Origin of the sequence: Rudaea sp., assembly GCF_036383415.1 — a bacterium.
GTDB lineage: Bacteria > Pseudomonadota > Gammaproteobacteria > Xanthomonadales > Rhodanobacteraceae > Rudaea.
In genome coordinates this window covers 1-22,147 of sequence record NZ_DASVOK010000413.1, presented here as the reverse complement: position 1 = coordinate 22,147, position 22,147 = coordinate 1, and the positions used below count along the sequence as shown (strand labels likewise).

At 62.4% G+C, this 22,147-nt stretch carries 13 protein-coding genes; 2 read left to right on the top strand and 11 right to left on the bottom strand.

The annotated features are described in order from the left end of the window. From VF497_RS15035 to VF497_RS15015, 5 genes are all read right to left on the bottom strand, one after another. A partial coding sequence (locus VF497_RS15035) for an FAD-dependent oxidoreductase (RefSeq protein WP_330890156.1) occupies positions 1-308 on the bottom strand: 308 nt, incomplete at its 3' end. 32 nt (positions 309-340) lie between these two features. Then, positions 341-1,969 carry a hypothetical protein gene (locus tag VF497_RS15030; protein WP_330890150.1) on the bottom strand — a complete coding sequence of 543 codons (1,629 nt, stop codon included), beginning with the start codon at positions 1,967-1,969 and terminating at the stop codon, positions 341-343. An 87-nt stretch (positions 1,970-2,056) separates the two neighbouring features. Beyond that, the gene (locus VF497_RS15025; RefSeq protein ID WP_330890147.1) at positions 2,057-2,362 is read right to left on the bottom strand and encodes a DUF6587 family protein; all 306 of its coding nucleotides are present in this window, start codon (positions 2,360-2,362) and stop codon (positions 2,057-2,059) included. Then, positions 2,359-4,197: a ferrous iron transport protein B gene (feoB, locus tag VF497_RS15020; RefSeq protein ID WP_330890145.1), complete on the bottom strand. Its 1,839-nt coding sequence runs from the start codon at positions 4,195-4,197 to the stop codon at positions 2,359-2,361. The genes VF497_RS15025 and feoB overlap by 4 nt, the downstream gene beginning before the upstream one ends. Then, a complete protein-coding gene (locus VF497_RS15015) occupies positions 4,194-4,439 on the bottom strand; it encodes a FeoA family protein (protein WP_330890143.1) in 246 nt (81 codons plus the stop codon). Before VF497_RS15015 ends, feoB begins: the two co-directional genes overlap by 4 nt. A 603-nt stretch (positions 4,440-5,042) precedes the next feature. Between VF497_RS15015 and VF497_RS15010 the strand changes: the two genes are divergently transcribed. Together VF497_RS15010 and VF497_RS15005 are read left to right on the top strand one after the other, a co-directional pair. Continuing rightward, positions 5,043-13,859, top strand: coding sequence for an FG-GAP-like repeat-containing protein (locus tag VF497_RS15010; protein WP_330890141.1), 8,817 nt, complete (start codon positions 5,043-5,045; stop codon positions 13,857-13,859). After that, positions 13,804-14,691 (top strand): ankyrin repeat domain-containing protein, encoded by an 888-nt coding sequence (locus VF497_RS15005; RefSeq protein ID WP_330890139.1) that lies wholly within the window; start codon positions 13,804-13,806, stop codon positions 14,689-14,691. The genes VF497_RS15010 and VF497_RS15005 overlap by 56 nt, the downstream gene beginning before the upstream one ends. 103 nt (positions 14,692-14,794) lie before the next feature. Here VF497_RS15005 and VF497_RS15000 read toward each other — a convergent pair whose 3' ends face one another. From VF497_RS15000 to VF497_RS14975, 6 genes are all read right to left on the bottom strand, one after another. Then, positions 14,795-15,691: an MBL fold metallo-hydrolase gene (locus VF497_RS15000; protein WP_330890137.1), complete on the bottom strand. Its 897-nt coding sequence runs from the start codon at positions 15,689-15,691 to the stop codon at positions 14,795-14,797. A gap of 21 nt (positions 15,692-15,712) precedes the next feature. Next, positions 15,713-18,160 (bottom strand): carboxy terminal-processing peptidase, encoded by a 2,448-nt coding sequence (locus tag VF497_RS14995; RefSeq protein WP_330890154.1) that lies wholly within the window; start codon positions 18,158-18,160, stop codon positions 15,713-15,715. Positions 18,161-18,313: 153 nt separating this feature from the next. Beyond that, positions 18,314-19,333, bottom strand: coding sequence for a lipoyl synthase (gene lipA, locus VF497_RS14990; RefSeq protein ID WP_330890135.1), 1,020 nt, complete (start codon positions 19,331-19,333; stop codon positions 18,314-18,316). A 14-nt stretch (positions 19,334-19,347) separates the two neighbouring features. Next, a complete protein-coding gene (gene lipB / locus VF497_RS14985) occupies positions 19,348-20,028 on the bottom strand; it encodes a lipoyl(octanoyl) transferase LipB (protein WP_330890152.1) in 681 nt (226 codons plus the stop codon). A 156-nt stretch (positions 20,029-20,184) separates the two neighbouring features. Then, positions 20,185-20,490, bottom strand: coding sequence for a YbeD family protein (locus VF497_RS14980; protein WP_330890133.1), 306 nt, complete (start codon positions 20,488-20,490; stop codon positions 20,185-20,187). Further along, the gene (locus VF497_RS14975; RefSeq protein WP_330890131.1) at positions 20,490-21,878 is read right to left on the bottom strand and encodes a D-alanyl-D-alanine carboxypeptidase family protein; all 1,389 of its coding nucleotides are present in this window, start codon (positions 21,876-21,878) and stop codon (positions 20,490-20,492) included. Before VF497_RS14975 ends, VF497_RS14980 begins: the two co-directional genes overlap by 1 nt. Positions 21,879-22,147: the final 269 nt, after the last annotated feature.

Here is a 22,147-nt window from a genome sequence, read left to right as displayed (position 1 = left end):
GGCAGCACGAAGCGCAGCGGGCGCACGATATGCGGCGCCGAGTTCAGCACCACGTCGCGCTCGGCCAGCGCCTTGGCGACGAGCGAAAATTCGTATTGCTCGAGATAGCGCAGGCCGCCGTGGATCAGCTTGCTGCTCGCGCTCGAGGTGTGCGCGGCGAGATCGTCCTGCTCGACGAGCAGCACCGACAGGCCGCGCCCGGCTGCGTCACGCGCGATCGCCGCGCCGTTGATGCCACCGCCGACCACGAGCACGTCGACGGGATTCCTGTTCTTGTCCGATTCGTTCGTCGCGTCGCCGATTCGCACTGCCACGCTTCCCCATTCTGCGTCTGCTCGCGTCAATAATACGCGTCCATGACGCCGACGCCGGGCGGCGCGGTCAAGCGGGCGATCCACAACGCCAGCGGTCCCCAGACGTTTCGCCGTGTTTGCGCCGCGCGTTCGTTGAGGAATGGATGCACCCGGGCCGGCCAGTCGTCGGGCGGCTCGGGTGGCTTTCCCGCGCGTACGAGTGCTTGTCGCAGCGCCGTGGTTTCGCTGTCGGCGTGGATGAGATCGTCGACGTAGCGTTGTGCCGCGGCTGCGTCGGGACGGAGAAAGGCATCCGCCGTGACGCCGCGGGGATTTTCGAACAGCCAGCGATGGCGACGGGCCTGGATCAGATCGTCGGCATCGTAGGTGTTCAGTTCGCGCAGGAGATAGAAGCCGCTGTCGCTTTCGTTGAAGGTCGTGCTGTGTCGCGTCAGCGTGCGTGCGATGTGGGTGCAGAGCATCGTGCGGACGGCGTTGAAATTCGGTCGCATGCCGTCGCGGCATGCCTCGAACAAATCGCGTAGTCCCGGCAGGCCGGCATTGGGCGCGGTGCCGCCGCCCAGTAGACCGCGGCGCTGAGTCAGGTAGTAGGGCGCATTGCGCGCATCGAGGTGGACGACCAATTCGGCGCCCGTGCGCAGATATTCCTTCGACACGGGCGCTCCCTGGTAGGCAGCAAGCATGGCGGCAAGGATCGGTACTGCGTGTGCGTCATAGCGGGCAGCCGCCGCCATTTTCGCAAGAACTGCCGCCGTGGCGGCTTCGTCCTTGCGCTTCACTGCGACGGCTAGCGGCTCGATCCAGACGGCGATGTTGTCGGGCTCCAAACGCGGCAGCGCGCGCATGGCCGTGTCTTCGGGTGCGTCATCGATCCAGGACTTGTGACTGTCGTGCAGGGCGATCCAGTACACGAGCGGATCGTTCGATTTCTCCATCGCACGTTCGAGTTTCGCGATGCGTTCGGGCGATTGCCGGTACGCGGACCCGCGTTCGAACAACGTCGCCACGGCCCAGTCGCGGGGATTTTGGCTGGCATTCAACTTTGTCGCGATCGCGGTGGCGTGGTGTTCGTCTATGTCGTTGAGCTGGCGATTGACTTCGGTTCGGCGCGTTTCGGAAGGATCAGGCCCCGTCGAAGTGGTCGGACATGCCGACAGTCCGCTCTTGCCACTGCGCCGCGCGACGATGGTCTGATGGCGCATGTCGTCCGGCGCGGCTACACCCGCGCCCCACGGTGCGCCAGTGCCTGTGAGCCCGTCGCCGTACGCTTGGGTCAATGTGGCGGTGTAGCCCGCATCGACGCCGCTGCCGAGATTGAGATAGATCGTCGCACCGTCGCCACTCCAGTTCGTCAGTCCGCCCGACCCGATGTAGTAGTCGCTCTTGCCTTGGCGCGTCAGCGCGATGCAAGCATTGGACGTGCCGCTGCCCATCGAGGCTGGCAAGTATTGCCGCTTGCCCGGCAAGGTGAGCTGCGCTGCGTCGAGTGGTTCGGCGAACAGCATGAAAGTGCCGGAGTAGTCGGCGCGTTCGGGATGCTCGAATGAACAGTCGCTGGTTTGGCAGACCAGGACATCGTAGTTGGCGGCGATGGCCGCTGGAACGTAGAGTGCCGCGTGCGCAGCGTTCGACACCAGCACAGCCGATGCGAGCATCCCGATTCGCGCCAGTCCATGCATGTCGCTCGTGCCTCGGCATATCGACCGGGCTGAAGACCGACGCTGATCGAGGATAGTTCCCCGTCAATTCCTGGGGCGTGGCTGGAATACGAGTGGACGGACGTCGCTAGGCGTTGTCGCTGCTGGTGCACAGGTGCCGCAACTCGAACAGCCGCCACCACTGCCGCAGCCGGCGCCGCTGGCGACTTGGTGCGGGGTCAGTTTCTTGCCGAGCGCGCGTAGCAAGGCGTTCGACGAAGCGACGAGACGCTGCGCGAGCAGCGCCTGCGCGGCGCGATAACTGCGCGGGAACAGGCGCCGCGTGGCGAACCACAGGCTCCAGGCGAGGATCAGCGCGATCGCAGCCGACTGGAAGATCGCGTAGCTCATGCGCCGAGGGCCTTCGCGATCTGGTAGGTCGCGAGCGAAGCGAGATACGCGAGACCGAACAGGTAGCCGGCGAGGACGACGACGTTGCGCATCGATCCGGTTTCGCGCTTGACCGTGGCGAGCGTGGAGATGCACATCGGCGCGAACACGTACCAGGCGAGCAGCGACAGCGCGGTCGCGAGCGACCACTGCGCGGCGACGACGGCCTGCAATCCATCCTCGTTGCCGGCGAGCGCGTACACCGTGGCGAGCGAGGACACGGCGACCTCACGTGCGGCGAGGCCGGGCACGAGCGCGATGCAGATCTGCCAGTTGAAACCGAGCGGCGCGAAGATCGTGTGCAGCGCGCGTCCGATCATGCCGGCGAGGCTGTAGTGAATCGCGGGTTCGCCCGCGCCCGCGGGCGGTGCAGGAAAGCTCGACAGGAACCAGAGCAGCACGGTCAGCGCGAGGATGATGCCGCCGACGCGCTTGACGAAAATCATGCCGCGCTCGTACAGGCCGATCGCGATGTCGCGCGGATGCGGCATGCGGTAGGAGGGCAGTTCCATCATCAGCGCATGCTCGCTCTTGTCGCGGCGCAGGCGTTTGATCACCCAGGCGACGAGCAGTGCGCTGACGATGCCGGCGACGTAGAGCGTGAACAGCACGATACCCTGCAGGTTGAATACGCCCGCCACCGTGCGCTGCGGGATGAATGCGGCGATGAGCAATGCGTACACCGGCAGGCGCGCGGAACATGTCATCAGCGGCGCGATCAGGATCGTTGTCAGGCGATCGCGCGGATCGGGAATGCTGCGCGTCGCCATGATGCCGGGAATCGCACAGGCGAAGCTCGACAGCAGCGGAATGAACGAGCGCCCGGTGAGGCCGGCCGACAGCATCATGCGGTCGAGCAGGAACGCCGCGCGCGGCAGGTAGCCCGATTCTTCGAGGCAGAGGATGAAAAGAAACAAAATCAAAATCTGCGGCAGGAACGCGAGCACCGTGCCGAGGCCGGCGAACACGCCGTCGGTGAGCAGGCTGCGCAGCGCGCCGTCGGGCAGTGCGTTGCCTATCCACGCGCCCGCGGCTTGGATGCCTTCGTCGATGCCGTCGTGCAGTGGCGTCGCCCACGAGAACACGGCCTGGAAGATTAGGAACATCACGGCGGCGAGGATCAAAAGGCCGAGCACCGGATGCAGCACGACGCGGTCGATTGCGTCATCGACGGCGGCAGTGCGTCGCGGCACGCTGACCGTGGCGGAGAGGATTGCGCGCACTTCAGTGTGCAGGTCGGCAGACGGCGTGGCCGGTTGTGGATACGGATGGGTAAGCGGCGCCTCGTCGATCTGCGCGATCAGCGCGTTCGCGCCGCCATGCTTGACCGCGATCGTTTCGACGACCGGCATGCCGAGCTTTTGCGCCAGCGCCGCGGTATCGATGCGGATGCCGCGCCGCCTGGCCGCATCCATCATGTTGAGTGCGAGCAGCATCGGCCGACCGAGCCGCGCGATCTCGAGCACGAAGCGCAGGTGCAGGCGCAGATTGGTCGCATCGGCAACGCAGACGATCAGGTCGGGCGCGGCCTCCTGCGTGTGCTGGCCGGTGACGACGTCGCGCGTGATCGCCTCGTCCGGGCTCGTCGCGGCGAGCGAGTACGCGCCGGGCAGGTCGAGCACGCGCACGCTGCGCCCGCTCGGCGCGGTGTAGTGGCCTTCCTTGCGCTCGATCGTCACGCCGGCGTAGTTGGCGACCTTCTGCCGCGTGCCGGTGAGCAGATTGAACAGCGCGGTTTTGCCGCAGTTCGGGTTGCCGACTAGCGCGATCTGCAATGGCGCAGCGACGGCATTCATGGCACAACCTCCGCGGCCACGGTTACGCGTGCGGCCTCCGCGCGACGCAGCGCGAAGCGTGTGTAGCCGATCTGCACGAGCAGCGGGTCGGCGCCGAGCGGGCCGCGCGCGACCAGGCGCACGGGTTCGCCGGCGACGAAACCGATGTCGCGCAGGCGCTGCGCGATGCGGTCATCCGTCACGCTGTCCTTCACCTCGATTACCGTGGCCGATGCGCCCATCGCCAGTTCCGAAAGCAGCACGCCAAACCTGCATCTAAATAAGAATGGTTCGCATTATACTCAAGAGGGCCGGAAAGCGCATTGGCAGCCTCAAGTGACAGCGAATTTCTTCGGATTCAGCCGTTGAAGCGATCGTCGATTAGGCGTGCTTGGCGTGGCCCAAGCCACCGCTTTTGCAGTTTTCTGATGAGACCTTGCGAAACTTTCTACACCCTCGCCCCGAGTAAGAGGCGAGTACTCGGAAGAAATTGCCAACTGACGCGCCCCGTCTTTACAACCGCGCGGCGTTTGTCTTAGCTTTGGCTTCCGCGCCAGTTCCGGGACTGAACTGGACGCGCCATTGGGGCATGCCGTGTCGCCCCGCTGACAATCCAAATATTCGTCTGCGTTACGCAGAGCCTGGCAAGGAATGAGTCATGGCAATGAATGGTCGGTATTGGCACGGCGAGGTTCTTCCTCCTCTTTGCGTCGCTCCTCGGCGTTCGCTCTTCTTCATTCTCTTCTGCCGTTGTCTCAACGGTGCAGGGTTTTTGCCGCTGTAAAACGCGGCAAGGAAGGTGTTTTGGCTACCGTTCGTTGATGGTGGCCCGATAGCTCAAATTCAAAAAGGGAAAGGGGAAGGGGATGAAAGGGTGGATCAAGTGTTTGGCGCTTCTCGTCGGCTTGACGCTGCACGTCGCTGCGCTGGCGCAGTCGACGTTTGTGTCTATGGTTCCCGTACGGCTGATGGATACCCGCGGTGGGGCGACGATCGACGGACAATTTTCCGGGGGCGGGCCCACTGCCAGTACGACTCTGACCGTGTTGGGGCGGGCCGGTATCCCGGCCGGCGGAGTCAGTGCGGTTGCGCTGAATGTCACCGTGATGGACCCGGGGAATTTTGGCTATCTCCTCGTGTGGCCCACGGGAACGACACAACCGGTGGCGTCCAATCTCAACTATGTGGCTGGACTGTCGATCTCCAACGAAGTGATCGTGAAAGTCGGGACGAACGGCCAGGTTTCGATCGTCAGCTCAGGCGGCTCGAATATCGTCGTCGACGTCACTGGTTATTTCCCCACGACCTCGGACCTTTTCCCTCTTACTCCAGCACGCCTTCTGGACACTCGGCCAGGCATGACTACGGTCGACGGGCAATACGCGGGGGGAGGCGCAATTGCTCCGGGAGCGACGTTCGACCTTCCGGTAGTCGGACGCGGTGGTGTTCCGAGCGGCGTCAGCGCGGTGGTCGTCAACATCACCGCGACCCAGCCGACAGGGGTGACCTACATCACCGTGTGGCCGAGCGGTACCCCGCAACCGAACGCGTCCAATCTCAATGTCATTTCAGCAGGGCAAACGATAGCGAACCTGGTCATGGTCGCTCCCGGCTCGAACGGGAAAATTTCCATCTACAACAACTACGGGAATACGCATCTCATCGTCGATGTCGTGGGTTATTTTTCCTCCACGATAACGTTTGGATCACTCGTTCCTGCGCGCCTTCTGGATACCCGACCGGGTATGCCTACGGTCGATGGACAATTTTCGGGACAGGGTGCTCTGGGGAGTGGTAGTACGCTTAGCTTTACGGTCTTGAATCGAGGGGGTGTGCCGAGCTCGGGGGTGGGTGCGGTTGCACTCAACATCATCGCAGTCAATCCGTCTGCGGCGGGCTATTTAGTTGCTTGGGGAACGGGAACGACCGCTGGGAATGCGCCGCCTTTAGCGATGGGCGTCAACTTCGCGGCATCGAGCACGACTCCAAGCCTGGTCATTGCGCAAGTAGGGTCGAATGGCCAGGTTTCCATCAACAACAACAGCGCTGGCACGACGCATGTCGTCGCCGATGTCGTGGGGTGGTTTCCGAGCGCGAGTTCTGGACCGCCGCTGCAGCCTACCAGTGTTTCAGCATCGGCTAGTGGCACTACCCTAACTGCCAGTTGGACACTCACTAGTGGTGGACCGACGCCGACGTACTTGAAGATTCAGCGCGCGACCAGCCTGTCGGGGCCGTGGACACTCGTTAACGGCAACTACACGCCGGCAACGTCGGGACAAATGTCCGAGGTGATATCCGCCACCGGGACCTACTACTACGAAGTGGCCGCGTGTAACGCAGCCGGATGCAGTGCGTACACGTGGAGCACTACGGGCGCAGCCGTCACGGTGACTCCTGCAACGCCAACCTCGGATTCACCGGTGACTGCCGCAACGCCGTTGACGGACTCGATCTCCGACAGCGTCGGCGCGACCGCCGCGCGGTTCCGCGTGGACGAAGGCGGCAACGCGACCTATTCGATTCCGATCCAGGTACCGCCCGGTACCGCAGGGGTCACACCGAAGCTGGCGTTGAGCTACAACAGCCGGCTGCCCAACGGGGTGATGGGGCCGGGCTGGACGATCGAAGGATCGTCGCAGATTTCGCGCTGCCGGCAGACGCGCGAAAGCGGCGATTTCGGTCAGGCCGACGGCAACCCGCCGCCGGTGAATTTCACTGCGACCGACCGCTTCTGCCTCGATGGTGTGCGTCTGCTGCGGCTTTCGGGAAATACCGGCGCCTATGGCGCGGACGGTACCACTTATTCACCCGAGACCGATCCGACGACGAAAGTGACGGCGCATGTTTCCGGCAACAACGTCGGCCCGGACTCGTTCACCGTGCAGCGCAAGGACGGCACAACCAGCACGTACGGCAATACGACAGCCTCGGCCAATGCGCTGAGCACCGCCTCCTTGAACAGCCAAACGGTCGCGGTCAACTGGAGTCTGGCACGAGTACAGGACTCCAAGGGCAACTACATCGACTATCTCTACAACAGCCGGCCGGGAAGCAGCTCTTTGCCGTTCCTTGCGGTTGAGACGACCCTTGCGCAGGTGAACTACACCGGCAACACCCAGAACGCATGCGGAACAAATCACAATCAGGCGTGTCCGCCTTACGCCAGCGTCAGTTTCGGTTATTCGCCGTTGTCGACAACGCTGATGCGCCTCGGGTACCAAAGCGGCGTCGCGTTCGTACAAACCCAGCAGCTCACGAGCGTCACCGTCACAGATGCGTCCAACACGAGCAACAGCACGCTGCGCTACTACGCGCTGAGCTATCTGCCGTCGAATTCCGGGTCACAGTTTCCACAACTGCAGTGGATCAAGGAGTGCCGGGACAGCACCGCGGCGGTGTGCTTCCCGCCGACGACATTCACGTGGTCTACAGCGCAAAACACACTTCAACCTGGCACGAAATATCAGACTCCGGCCGGTCCAAACTACACCAATCTGGCTGGCTATAAAATCGCCGATGTGGATGGCGATGGTCGTCAGGATTTCGTCTGGGCGGCGAACAACGGACCGTGTGGCAGCAGCGTAAGCAGCATTTACGTCGGGTTCCTCGACCGCACGTCCACAGGCGAGATGACTCTAACCACGGCCAGTCAAACGCCGACTTGCGCGCCCATCAACCTGAGCGGCAACGATCAGTCGTGGTATTTGCTGGATTACGACGGTGACGGTCGTGCGGATTTGCTGATAGGCGGCGCGATCGGAAGCAATTGGAAAGTGTTTTCCAGTCTCGGTCGCCCAAGTACGAATGGCGCGGTCTTCGGCACAACGGATTTGCTCGCCTCCCTGAGCCCTGCTATTGCGGTGACGAGCTACACCGATCCGAGAGGCAACGTGTCGACCGCCGCGGTTGGTTTGCTCGCCGACTTGAATGGCGACGGGCTGCCTGACTTCATCTATCCAACAGGAGGCAGCGGATTCGGGACTCGATTCCTCGTTCGCCAGGGGAGCGCCTTGGCATTTTCCCCTGCATATCAAGTCAACTACAGCGTAAACGACACGAATTGCACGTTCGCCAATTTTCCCAACGCGAGCACGCTGGATTGCTTCATTTCCATCTTCAACACCACATCCACCCTTCATCGTTCAGCCATCGCGGCCGACGTCAATGGTGACGGTAGATCCGATCTGACGGCTCTCGTTCAAGCCGTCACTACTTTCGAAGGATGCCCTACGTGTTCCACCAGTACCAATCGAAGGAACTATTGGTCGCAGTTTGTCGTTTCGCAAATCACGCCGCCCAATGGCTCGACGCCGGGTGTAGTTGCGTTGCAGGAGACTTGGTGGGACACGAGTGCACTCTCGGCAAGTCCCACCATGCCTCAAGACAGCAATCAGGTCTTCGTGGTCGATTTGAACGGCGACGGGTTGAGCGACATCGTTTATCAGGATGCGACGACCGCCACGACCTATTGGGCGCTGATCAACAACGGCAATGGTTACGGCGCAGCGATCTTCGTCACCGGAATTAGCAACGGTCAGTTCCTGCAGTTGGTCGATATCAACGGCGACGGCAAAACCGATCTGGTCTATCCGGTCACCTCGCCCACCGATTCGACGGCATATTCTTCATTCAACTATGTGAGTGTGGCCGTCAATGCGTCGGGCTGGTATTTCACCGCACCCATTCAGGTACCCGGTGGCGGCTTGATTGGACACAACGATTGGATCCATCTGATCGGCGATTTCGACGGCGATGGCGCACCGGATTATTTCGGTCTGTCGACTACGGCGACGAGCAACAATCTGTATGCAAGCCGCACCGGTACGCGCTATCAGCCACGCGATGTAATTACGCAGTTCAAGAACGGCTTGGGTGCGACTACGCAGGTAAGCTATCAACCGCTTACGAACATCGGCGTCTATCAGCGCGGTGGCACCAATGGCTATCCGGCCTTGACCGGTTCGATCGATTTCGGATGGGGCTCGCCGGTGTTCGACGTACTCGCGCCGATGTACGTCGTCAGCCAGGCGTCGAGCAGCGCGCCGACACAAGCCAATGCGAGTGCGGTGAGTACCGTTTACTACCGCTACGCCGGTGCGCTCATGCAAGGCGGGGGTCGCGGTTTTCTCGGGTTCTACGACATTTGGAATTTCGACGCGAACGACAGCTCGGCGGTCGGCAATCAATACATCGCTGTCCTTAACCGTTATGCGCAGCGCTTTCCGATCACGGGCATGCCGATTGCGACCGTGAAGCAGGCGCTGGGCGGTGCGATGACGCGTGGTAGCGCACAGCTCGATGCCTGCGCGGCGAACCCCGAAACGCTCGGCTACAACTGCTTCTCGGGCATCACCGGAACCAGTTCGGCGCCGACCTTCCAGACGTTGTGGCCTAATATCGCCGGCACGCAGTTCAGCTTCAGCTATCAAACGCCGATCTGTGCGGGGCCGGGATGTCTGATGACGGTAGCGGCGAGCAAGTGTACCGTCGGAGGTAACACGACATCTCCTGCGATGGCGCGGCCGACCGACTATACCGCCGGCATATTCAGCGGATCAGCGACACCCGGTCCGGTGTTCGGTTACGTCAGCTACTCGCAGGATTACCAGGGCGATCTGGCTACGGGCACGCCAACGACCCCAGCCTGGTACGCCGAGGTCGAGAACTGGTTCTGTTACGACGGCAACGGCGCCATCGCCGGTACCGGCAATCTGGCCGCCAGCCGCACCTTGACGACGAATGCGGCGGGCACGACGACGGCGGACAAAGTCGTTACCAATACCTACTCGGACAATGCGGCCGGCTGGCAACTGGGCCGCCTGACGAAAAGCATCGTTCAGTTCGCGCGGCCGAACCAGACCACGCGCCAGCGCTCCACGAACTACACCTACGACCCGGCCAGCGGCTTTTTGACGTCCGAGCGCATCCAAGCCGGCGGCTCCGCGGACCAGGATCTGCGGACGCTTTACGATCTGGATGCCTTCGGTAACCGCACGGGCGCGTATCAATGCAGTAACGACGTGACTGATACCCAATGTCGCGCGGGTGCGACAAACGGAAGCGTGACGCAGCGACAAACCGGCACCACGGTGCTGCGTTATGCCAAGACCAACTATGACAATAGCGGTAGTTACGTCATCGGTAGCCGTCTGCCGTTTGCGACAGTGAGCGGCGGCTGGAACGAACAGACGGCGACGGCAATCAGCTTCCGAGACGAGTTCGGCAACGCCACGCAACAGAATTCGATCAACGGCACCACGCAGACGGCACTGTTTGGCACGCTAGGCCGACCGTATTTCACGAGCGACAACATCGGCCACGCAGGCACGACGACGTTCCGGATGTGCGGCACCGGCACGAACAAGGTGAATTGTGGTAGCAACAGCGACAATCGCTTGGTGTTCCGCTCGCAAGTAGTAACCGCGGGCGGCGCGAGCAGTTGGACGTACTTCGACGTGCTCGGCCGCCCGGTGATGAAGGTGGCGCAGGCGTTCGACAGCAATCCGGCTGCCCAGCAGTTCACCGCCTCGTGCGTATTCACCGATGCGCATAACCGTGCAACCTACCAGTCCGAGCCGTTCTTCCTCAATGCGACGGTAGCCGCCGATGGCAGTCCGACGATCAGCGGCGCCGCGTGCAGCGCGAGCTATGCGACGACGACGACATACGACGTACTGGGCCGCGCGATCACGATCACGACGCCGGATGGCACGACCACGCAACAATACGTGGGTCTGAGTACCTTCGTCACCAATGCGCGCCACTTCACCTGGGAGACCATCACCAACGAAATGGGCGAGGCGGTGCAGACCCTCGATCCGGGCACGGTCAACAACGATACGGCCACGGCGCTGACGGTGACGCAGACTTACGATGCAATGGGTGACCTGCTCACGATCACGCGCAACGCCGGCAGTGGGAATGTGATGAGCAGCTTCACCTACGACGACCTGGGCCGCAAGCTGACCCAGAACGACGCCGATTCGGGGCAGACGACGTTCACTTACAACGCGGCCGGCGACGTGCTTACGCAGACCGACGCCAAAGGTCAGACGATCACGCTGAGCTACGACGCAATGGGAAGAAAATGGCAGCGCGTGGCGAGCAGTACGAGCGGCACGTGGATCGGTACGATTACGGATACTTGGAATTACGACACCCAGAGCAACGGCTTCGGCCAGCTTACTTCCGAAACCCATGTCGGCACGGGCGATCAGAACCTGACGCGGACGATGATCTACGACGGCTACGGCCGCCTCTACCAGCGCCAGCACGTATTGTCCGGTTCGGGCACGTATACCGAGACGACGGCCGTGGATGGTTACAGTCGTCCGAAGCAGCAGCAGGACGCGACCGGCCAGGTCACGACGACGCACTACACAGCGAAGGGATTTGCGGATCGGCAAAACGACTCGCATTTGGTCACCGCCGCGCAGAGCGGCGCGATTGATGCGGGTGTGGGCGGGCGTCTCTACGAACTGTTGCAGACCAACGAGCGCGGCCAGCCCATCAGCGAAAAACGCGGCGGCAGCACTTATCTCGCTACGAACCTGAGCTATTACGCCAACGACGGCCGGCTCAAGGGCGTATGCACGAACGGTACGGGAACCTGCGGCTTGCAGGACGATCAGTATGCGTACGACGCGGTGGGCAACGTCATCGCACGGCTGAAGAACGCCAGCAGCGGCAAGAGCCCGGTGGAACAAATCACCTACGACGGGCTGAATCGCCTGACGAAATCGCAGCTCGGCGCCTGGAGTGGCGTGATCGACAATGGCAACGTAATCAACGTCATCGGCACGCAGACGATGACGTACGACGCGTTGGGCAACCTGTGCACGCAGATCATGACCGGCACCGGAGTGACGAACACTTCGCAGACGTACACCTACGCGGGTCCGGCGGGCTGTGCGAACCACGGCGCCAGCGGCAGTTCCGCCCGGGTCACCGCCATCAGTGGCACGGTGAACCAGACCTACCAGTACGACGCAAATGGCAACCAGACCCTGCGCGGCGACGGAAGGACGCTGACATACAACGCGCTGAATCAGGCAGTAAAGGCCGTCCTGAGCAGCTATACGACGACGTTCCAGTACGGCCCGGAAGGCGACCGGTACCTGCGCGCCGACAACGGTGTCTTGACCTTGTATATCGGCAAGGTCGAAATCACGATCAGCGGTGGCACCACGACCGAACAGAAACGCTATCTGGGCGCGGCGATCGATCTGGTCCTGGCGAATGACACGCGCTACGTGCTGACGGATCACCTCGGCAGCACGAACGTGATTGCGCGGGTGGATGGGACGAAGGTCGAACAGGAAGCGTTCGATGCATGGGGCAACCGCCGAGACCCGGGCACGTGGACGCAAGTGGGAACGCCGGGGCCGATCCAGACGACGACCCACGGGTTTACGGGCCAAGAAGGCGTGGAGGCGATGGGGATCGTCCACTTCAACGGGAGAATTTACGATCCGCAGCTGGGGAGGATGTTGCAGGCCGACCCGGTTCAGAACCCGGGGAGCCAAGGGCTCAACCGATACAGCTATGTGGCCAACAATCCTCTTACGCTCACTGACCCGAGTGGATATTCGTGGTTCAGTGACATCCTTAAAACAGTCGTCGGTGCAGCGATCATCTACTTTGCGCCATACCTTGCGCCGTACCTAACGGCCTTCGGAGCCTATGCCGGCTATGCCGCTTATGCGATCGCAGGGTTCGCTGCGGGGGTCATTCAAACCGGGACCCTGCAAGGGGGATTGATCGGTGCATTTAGCGCCGCAGTGGGGTACGGAATAGCACAAAAGTTCGGAACGGGTTTGTCTTGGCCAGGCGTGCTCGCACGTTCGACGGAAGGTGGCGTCGTGTCGAGCCTTGAAGGTGGGAAATTTGGCAACGGATTCTTCAGTGCAGGAGTCTCGGCAGCGTTTGCGCCAGAGGTCAGCCAACTTCACAACTCGGGATTGCAGTATGTCGCAACGGCCCTAGTGGGCGGCACTGCATCCGCGATCTCTGGTGGCAAGTTCGCAAACGGTGCCGAAAGTGCTGTTTTCCAGAAGGCGGTTTCCGATGGACTGGACCAGTACATGAAGGGTTACGGCCAGATGGATGCGCGGCAGCAAAAGCTGGCATACATGGCGACAGCAGCATATGGGGATAAGCCATGGCAGTTGGCAGGACTGCTGTCTTACAGCATTGAAGGAGAACAAGGTTTTGGAGCTACTGTTTTCCCCTATGGGGACGACGGTGCCACTGTGGTGGCGTTTCGCGGCACGCGACCATTGGTGCTCGCCGACGATGTGAACGATTTTCGGCAGGCGTTTAACCTTGATTCGAAGCAGTATGATCAGACGCAACGTTTAGCAGCAAAGATCTATAGCCAAACTGGCGGGGATGTAACTTTCACTGGTCATTCTCTAGGCGGCGGAGAGGCCGCTGCGGCAGCGTACTACACTGGTGCGGACGCGGTGACGTTTAATGCGGCTGGCCTTAGTTCGCGTTACCAAATATCAATGTGGGCGGGACCAGTTAATGGTCACGGCGGCGTTACGAATTTCTATATCGTGGGTGACCCCCTGACCACCACGCAACATTTTTTCCCGATCCCGGGCGCCGTAGGAACGCAAATTGCTCTGCCAGCGCAGCAGTTCGAACGGCATTCGATCCGGAATTTTTGGTATTGAAGAGGTCATGCATATGTTTCGACAGTCAGTCTTTGCGATCTCCATACTGCTGCTATCGCAATCGGCCTGTAGCGTAGACGATGTGCGCAAAGAGTTTCCGCGTAATTTTGAGCTTATGAGTGATCAAATTGCAGAAGGGACCTTGGATATTCCAGTTAATGAGATTTTCCCTTTGGGTATGGTTCAAGTAGGCAAGCTCGCCGACGCGGCGGGACGAGGGGATACGAAGCAAATGCAGGAGCTTGTCGCCCAAGTTGTTCCAATCAATGGCGTAGGAGAGCGCGGGATGACGCCGCTTCTTTGGGCCTTGGGAAAGCGAAACATGGCTGGTTTTCTTTGGCTGCTTGAACATGGCGCCGACCCGAACTTGGTATCGTGCTGCGACACAAAACGGCCAAAGTTAAGCCCGATGGCGACGGCAGCTCAAGGCAACGATTCGCGCTTTTTAAAGGTCTTGCTGAGCCACCGAGGTAATCCGAACTTGATTGTCGACGATGCTGATAGGACCCCTATTTTTTATGCGGTAACGTTGCGTCGTATGTCCAATATCGAGTTATTGATTCAGCACCATGCCGACCTCAACCGCGTGACGCAAAGTGATATCACCGTAATGGCTTTCGGCGATACAGTATTGCAACAGGCGCTTGATTCTTCACAATTCGAAATCGCGCTTCTTCTCCTTCGCGCAGGTGCTGACCCCTGCGTCAAGGATCGTTCTGGTCACACGGTGGTAGGCGGCATGGTGGGTCGTGGCAATTCGGGCTCGACGCCGCAAGATCGAGAAGCTTTCCCGCAAATCATCGAATATCTCAAGCGATATACGTGCGGCTAGCTGATCACGGAGAGGTGACGGAGTAATTATCCGTTTTAATCTAACCCCCTCGTGCGACCCTGCGTAGGGCCGGATTCGTAAGCTTCACTATAATGAGCTGAACCTAAGCGCCGTTCCCGATCTGATTGAGCGGCAACCGCAAATAGCGGATTCCGTTGTCTTCGGTTGGCGGCAGCTCGCCAGCGCGCAGGTTGACCTGCAGCGCCGGCAGGATGAGCCGCGGCGGCAGCAGCCGGGCATCGCGCTCGGTGCGCAGCTTCACGAACGCCTCTTCGTCTGCGTTGCCGCCCACGTGCACATTGCTCTGGCGCTGCTCGGCGAGTGAGTTGTGCGCGCACGCCTCGCGCCCGGTCGGCGGATAGTCGTGGCAGAGGAACAGGCGCGTTTGCGCGGGCAGCGCGAATAGTCTGCGGATCGAGCGATACAGCTCGCGCGCATCGCCGCCCGGAAAGTCCGTGCGCGCCGTGCCGGTCTCCGGGGCGAAGACGGTGTCGCCGACGAAGGCGGCGTCGCCGAACAGGTAGGTCAGGCTGTCGTCGGTATGCCCGGGCGTCGCCACTACCCGCCCGTGCAGGCTGCCGACCTGGATGACGTCGCCGTCGGCGAGCAGCCGGTCGAACTGGCTGCCGTCGGCGCGGAATTCCGGCCCGAAGTCGAACAGCATCTGGAAGTGCCGCTGCACGCTCGTGATGCCGCGACCGATCGCGGTCTTCGCTCCGGTTTTTTCACGCAGGTAGGCGGCTGCGGTCAGATGATCCGCATGCGCATGCGTTTCGAGAATCCACTCCACCGCAAGACGATGCTCGCGCACGAACTCAAGCACCCGGTCCGCCGAAGCGGTAAACGTACGTGCGCGCACCGCATCGAAGTCGAGCACCGGATCGACGATCGCGGCATGACCGCCGTCCTCGTCGAAGACGACGTGGGTGAAGGTGAACGTTTCCTTGTCGTAGAAGCTTTCGACCAGCGCAGCGCCGGGACTCATGGGAATGCGGGTCACGCTGGTGCGACCCGCAGCCGGTCAGTTGACCGCGTCCCTGCCGACCGCGCCGTGCGGCAGCACCTGCGCGGCGAGCTTGGTGTCGGCGCGCAGCAGCTCGACTTCGTCGGCGACGATGTGGGAAGCCTCGTTGAGGACCACGTCCTTGAGCGCCTTGCGCCGCTTTTCCTCGTCGAGATCGGACTTGAGGCTGCGCTCGTCGGCCTGCAGGCCGTCGTCCTGGTTCGGGTTGTCGGCGGACTTGGCGACTTTTGCGGCATTCGCCGTGCTGGCCTTCGCAGCCGGATTCTCCGCATCCGGGTCGGCCGCCTTGCGATCGGCGGCGACATCGACATTCTTGCGCGGAACGTTGTTCGCGCCAGCCTTTGCGCCAGCTGTCTTCGTCGAAGCCGTTTCCTTGTCCATCGTCGTCACCGGATTGGCACCTTCGATGTCGACACGCCGGATCTTTTGCGGCGCATCGGACGGATCGGCACGCACGGAACTTGGCTGACCGTTCACCGGCGCACCGGCGCCGGCATCAGCGAACTGGTCCGGATGGCGCTCGCGGCGCTTCGCTTCCTGTTCGTCACGCTCCTTGCGCCGCACTGCTTCGTTGAGCGAGATGGTCTTGTCTTCGCGCAGTTTGCGCACGTCGGCCACGTCGGCCTGGTAGGCGAGCCAATCCTTCTCGGCCGCGGCGCGCCGGTCGTGGTGTGCGACGAGCATCGGCGCGAGCGATTTCAGATCGCCGGTCGGCTTGTAGTCGGCGGCGGGAATCGAGGTCCATGGCAGCGCGTTGTCGTAGGACTGTTCTCCATTCTGGGCGAAGTCGCCGGTGACCGGGAACTGGATATCGGGGGTGACGCCGCGCAGCTGGGTCGAGCCGCCGTTGACGCGAAAGAACTGCTGGATCGTCATCTTGAGTTCGCCGTAGGTCGGCTTCTCGTTGCCATACATCTGGTCGAGATCGAGCAGGTTCTGCACCGTGCCCTTGCCGAACGTCGGCTCGCCGAGGATCAGGCCGCGGCCGTAGTCCTGGATCGCGGCGGCGAAGATTTCCGAAGCCGAGGCCGAGTTGCGGTTGACGAGCACGGCGAACGGGCCGGTCCAAGCCATGCCGCCGTTGCGGTCCTCGTGCTCGTCGATGCGGCCATTGGCGCTGCGCACCTGTACGACCGGACCCTTGTCGATGAACAGGCCGGTGAGCGTGGTCGCCTCGTCGAGTGAACCGCCGCCGTTGTTGCGCAGGTCGATCAGCACGCCTTCGACGTTCTGCTTCTTCAGGTCGGCGAGCAGCCTGGCGACGTCGCGCGTGGCGCTCTTGTAGTTCGCATCGCCGCGGCGATGTGCTTCGAAATCCTGATAGAAGGTCGGCAGCGTGATCACGCCGATCTTGTGGCTGACCTCGCCGTCCTTGGTTTCGATGATCGAACTCTTCGCCGCCTGCTCCTCGACCGCGACCTTCTTGCGCACGAGCGCAATGGTAATGTGCTTGCCGTCGGGGCCGGCATCGGCGGGCAGGATCTCGAGGCGCACGGTCGTGTCCTTGGCGCCGCGGATTTTTTCGACGACATCGTCGAGGCGCCAGCCGATCACGTCGGCGATAGCCCCGTGTTCGCCCTGGCCGACACCGACGATGCGGTCGCCGACCTTGACCTTGCCCGACAACGAGGCCGGTCCACCGGGCACGACTTCGCGGATCGCGGTGTAATCGTCCTCGCGCTGCAGCACCGCGCCGATGCCCTCGAGCGAGAGCTTCATCGCGATCTCGAAATTCTCCGCCTGGCGCGGGCTGAGGTAATTCGTGTGCGGCTCGATCGTCATCGCGTAGGCGTTGAGGAAAATCGAGAACGCGTCCTCGCCGGTGAGCTGGCGCACGCGGTCGAGGTAGTTCGCGTAGCGCTTGTCCAGCGTCTCGCGGATCTTCGCCTCGTCCTTGCCGGCGAGCTTCAAGCGCAGCCAGTCGTTCTTGACGCGCTTGCGCCAGAGGTCGTTGACTTCGGCGTCGGTCTTCGCCCACGGCGCCTTCTCGCGCTGGTACTGGTAGGTTTCGTCCTTGCTGAAATCGAAACCCTTCTTCAATTCGGCGCGCGCGTAGGCCGTGCGCTCGCCAATGCGCTCGATGTAGAGGTTGAAGATCGCGAATGGCACCGACAGGTCCTTGTCGCGGATCGCATCGCCGAGCTTGTCGCGCGCGGGCGTGAAGCGGTCGACGTCGGCCTGGGTGAAGAACAGGCGGTCGGCATCGAGCGAATCGAGGTAGCGGTCGAAGACCTGCTGCGACATCTTCGTGTCGAACGCCTCGGGCTTGTAGTGCATGCGCGAGAGGATCTTCATCGCCATCTGCGCCGCATCGGCCTGGTCCACGCTCGGCTTGAGCGCAATCGCGGTGGCCGCATCGCCCTGCGGCTTGGCGAAAGCCAGCGTCGTCGCGAGGGCCACGGCCAGCAGCGTCGGCACGATCCACAAGCGCTTGTCACGAACCATCATTTGCCTTCTCCGAATTCATTTTTGCGCTCATCCCTGATCGCGAAGATCAGAAGCAGGCATTCACGCCTGCACTTCTCCGATGTTTTTGCGCTCGTCCTGATCGCGACGATCACGAAGCAGGCATCCGTGCCTGCACTCTTCAATAAAAGCTTAGGCCACCTGTTCGACGAACCCGGCCGCATGCGCCATCTGGTCGGCGTGGTACGACGAGCGCACCAGCGGGCCCGAGGCGACATGGGTGAAGCCGAGCTTGTGTCCGTACTCGGCCAGCGCGTCGAACTCCGCCGGCGTCCAGTAGCGCAGCACGGGATGATGGTGCGGCGTCGGCTGCAGGTACTGGCCGATCGTCACCATATCGACATCGTGCGCGCGCAGATCGTTCAACGCGCCATGCACCTGGGCTTCAGTCTCGCCGAGGCCGAGCATGATGCCGGACTTGGTCGGCACCTCGGCATGCTGCGCCTTGAAGCGTTGCAACAGCGTTAACGACCAGTCGTAGTCGGCACCCGGGCGCACGTTCGGATACAGCTCGCGCACCGTTTCGAGATTGTGGTTGAACACGTCGGGCGGCGCTTCGGCGAACACCTCGAGCGCGCGCTCCATGCGGCCCTTGCCGCGGAAATCCGGGGTGAGGATTTCGAGCTTGGTCGAAGGATTCAGCGCTCGCACTTCGCGGATGCAATCGGCGAAGTGCTGCGCACCACCGTCGCGCAGATCATCGCGATCGACCGAGGTGACGACGACATAGCGGAGGCCCATGTCGCGGATCGTCTCGGCCAGATGGCGCGGCTCCTCGGCGTCGGGCGACTTGGGCCGGCCGTGGGCAACGTCACAGAACGAGCAGCGCCGCGTGCAGACTTCGCCGAGGATCATGAACGTCGCCGTGCCCTTGCCGAAACATTCATGAATGTTCGGGCAAGACGCTTCCTCGCACACGGTGACGAGACGGTTCGCGCGCAGCTTGGATTTGAGCTTGGCCACGGCATTGCCGGGCGGAATGCGCACGCGGATCCAGTCGGGCTTGCGCAGCATCGGCGCGCTGCGGTCGAAGCCGGCACGGTTGCGCGCGGTCTTGTCCTCGCCGAGCAGTTTCTCGCCGGTGCGGACCGCGGCCGGATTGGCGACAACCGCGCCGTCCACCAAGGCGATGGGAATGGTCTTCGGAAGCATATTTTCTGGGGAATTCATGCGTGCACGCTAACATCGGTGAAGGGTTGCGCGCCAGTTCCCATCGTCACGGGCGGCGGCGCCATTTGCACGTTCAGGCCAAGCTGCCGCTCCAGTTGCGCGACGAGCTCAGTTTCCACCTCGGCCAGGCTTGAAGGGCCGCCGAGGTCCATCAGTTGGGTCACGGCAAGTCCCTGATAGCCGCAGGGATTGATGCGGTGGAACGGCTCGAGGTCCATGTTCACGTTGAACGCGAGGCCGTGGAACGTGCAGCCGCGGCGCACGCGCAGGCCGAGCGCGGCGATCTTGGCGCCGGCGACGTAGACGCCCGGCGCGCCCTCGCGGCGTACGGCCTCGACATTCCAGTTCGCCAGCGTGTCGATGATCGCCTGTTCGATGCGGCAGACCAGCTCACGGATGCCGAGCTTGAGCCGGCGCAGGTCGATCAGCGGATAGGCCACGATCTGGCCCGGGCCGTGATAGGTGACCTGGCCGCCGCGGTCGACCGGCACGACCGGGATGTCGCCCGGCAACAGCACGTGTTCCCATTTGCCGGCCTGGCCGAGCGTGAACACGGGCGGATGCTCGACCAGCCAGAGTTCGTCGGGCGTTTCCGCGTCACGCGCATCGGTGAACGCCTGCATCGCGCGCCAGACCGGCTCGTACGGAGACAGGCCAGGGAAACGGCGAGTAATCAGCGGCCGGGACTGCGCAACGGAAACGGGGGATTCGCAAACGACCGACACGATGAAACCTTCAACTGGCGGGAACTGCGGAAATGGGGCCGCGCTGCGGACTATCAATCGGCCGGATCGCCCGATCCGCGCGTTCCGAAGACGTTCCTGACCGGAAATTCACAGCGTCCATTTCACCGCCGGGTCGGCGCGCAGCGCGGCGTGCGCCGCCTCATACATCTCGCGCGAAGGGCAGTCGAAGGTGACGCTGACGGAGACGAAATTGCCGTTGCTCGACGGCCGCACGCGTTCGGAACCGGCGACCACGCTGAGGTCGAGACCGGCGATGGCTTCGGGCACGCGCTGCTCGAGGCCCGCATTGGCGTGGCCGACCGCGGTGATCTCGAATGCGCCCGGAAACTGGAAGCCTTGGCCGGGGTTCTCGGCGTGGATTTTCTCGAGCTGCTGCGGATCGAGCTTTTTCATCACTTCACCGGTTGCGGATTGCCCACTGCGGTCGTGCCGACCGGTGTGGTCTCGGTCGTCGGCGCGCTCTTGAAGTAGAGCAGGATGCTGTGGACGAAACGCCGCCACCAACCACCCTCGGGCTGCTCGTCGAGCACGACGAGCGGGCGCTCGACCAGCACTTTGTCGTCGAGCTTGACGCGCAGCGTGCCGACTTGCTGGCCCTTGGTGTACGGCGCGATCAGGCGGCTCGGAAATTCAAGCGTTGGCTTCATGTCGTTGTAGCGGCCGCGCGGCAACGTGATCAGCAGCTCATCGCCGAGGCCGAGGCCGGCCGTGTCGTTCGCGCCGCGCCAGAGTTCGCGCGTGGTCAGCGCCTTGTTCGCGTCGAACAGCTTGTGCGTCTCGAAGAAGCGGAAGCCGTAGTTGAGCACGGTCTGGTTCGCATCGGCGCGTTCCTTCTCGCTGCCCGTGCCCATGACCACCGCGATCAGGCGCTGCTCGCCACGCTTGGCTGAGGTGGCGAGGCAGAAGCCGGCTTCCTTGGTATGGCCGGTCTTGATCCCGTCGACCGTCGAATCGCGCCACAGCAGCGAATTGCGGTTGTGCTGAGTGATGCCGTTCCACTCGAATTCCTTGATCGCGTAGATCTTGTATTCCTCGGGATAATTGTGGATCAGCGCGCGCGACAGGATCGCGATGTCGTGCGCGGTCGTGTACTCGTCCGGCGAAGGCAGGCCGGTCGGATTGACGTAGTGCGTGCCGGTCATGCCGAGCTGCTGTGCGTACTGGTTCATCAGCGCAGCGAAGGTCTGCTCGGAACCGGCGACGTGCTCGGCCAGCGCGATCGCCGCGTCGTTGCCGGACTGGATGATCATGCCGTACATCAAATCCTTGAGCGCCACCTTCGAGTTGAGCTTGAGGAAGCTGGTCGAACCGTCGGTGCTCGCGCCGCCGCCGCGCCACGCGTTCTCGCTGATGTAGACCTCGTCCTCCAGCTTGATCTTGCCCGCGGCGAGCTGTGCCGCGACGACGTAGGACGTCATCACCTTGGTGATCGAGGCCGGTTCGACGCGCGCGTCGATATTGTCGCCGGCGAGCACCTGGCCACTGGTGTAGTCCATCAGCACCCAGCTCTTCGCAGCGAGCTGCGGCTGCGGCGGCACCGGCACGTTGAGCGTGTTCGCGCCGGGCATCGGCGTCGCCGGCTGCACCGGCAGCGAGGCGGCCGCGGCATCGTCGCCGGACTTCTGCTGTTCGGCGTTCTTCTGTTCCTGCTGCTCTTGTTTCTTCTGCTGCGCCTGCTGATGGCGATGCTTGACCGCGCCGGCTTCGGGCGCGACCGCGATCAGCGTCGCGGAAACAAAAATACACAATGCAGCTTTTTGTACAAATTGCAGATTCTTCATCTCTGGGAGCAGTCCATTCTGGTTCGTCCTGCGCGCGCAGGCGCGAGCGAGGCAACGAGCGATACCGGCTGACGATTCGCGAAATTTACACGTCCCGGCTGAAAGCGACGACTCCGCGATCAACACGTTCCGGCTCAGTCGTCGATCGCCACGCGCGGCTCGCCGAGACCGAGCGCGCGCACCTTCGGTGCCAGCGCGTCGGCTTCGTCCGCGTCGCGCAGCGGGCCGATGCGCACGCGCCGGACCGCTTTGCCGTTCGAACTGCCTTC

What these genes read in the sequence shown, in the direction of transcription:
- VF497_RS15030 (WP_330890150.1), bottom strand. Translation starts at nt 1,969, where the DNA reads ATGCTCGCATCGGCTGTGCTGGTGTCGAACGCTGCGCACGCGGCACTC.
- VF497_RS15025 (WP_330890147.1), bottom strand. Translation starts at nt 2,362, where the DNA reads ATGAGCTACGCGATCTTCCAGTCGGCTGCGATCGCGCTGATCCTCGCC.
- feoB (WP_330890145.1), bottom strand. Translation starts at nt 4,197, where the DNA reads ATGAATGCCGTCGCTGCGCCATTGCAGATCGCGCTAGTCGGCAACCCG.
- VF497_RS15010 (WP_330890141.1), top strand. Translation starts at nt 5,043, where the DNA reads ATGAAAGGGTGGATCAAGTGTTTGGCGCTTCTCGTCGGCTTGACGCTG.
- VF497_RS14995 (WP_330890154.1), bottom strand. Translation starts at nt 18,160, where the DNA reads ATGGTTCGTGACAAGCGCTTGTGGATCGTGCCGACGCTGCTGGCCGTG.
- lipA (WP_330890135.1), bottom strand. Translation starts at nt 19,333, where the DNA reads ATGCTTCCGAAGACCATTCCCATCGCCTTGGTGGACGGCGCGGTTGTC.
- VF497_RS14980 (WP_330890133.1), bottom strand. Translation starts at nt 20,490, where the DNA reads ATGAAAAAGCTCGATCCGCAGCAGCTCGAGAAAATCCACGCCGAGAAC.
- VF497_RS14975 (WP_330890131.1), bottom strand. Translation starts at nt 21,878, where the DNA reads ATGAAGAATCTGCAATTTGTACAAAAAGCTGCATTGTGTATTTTTGTT.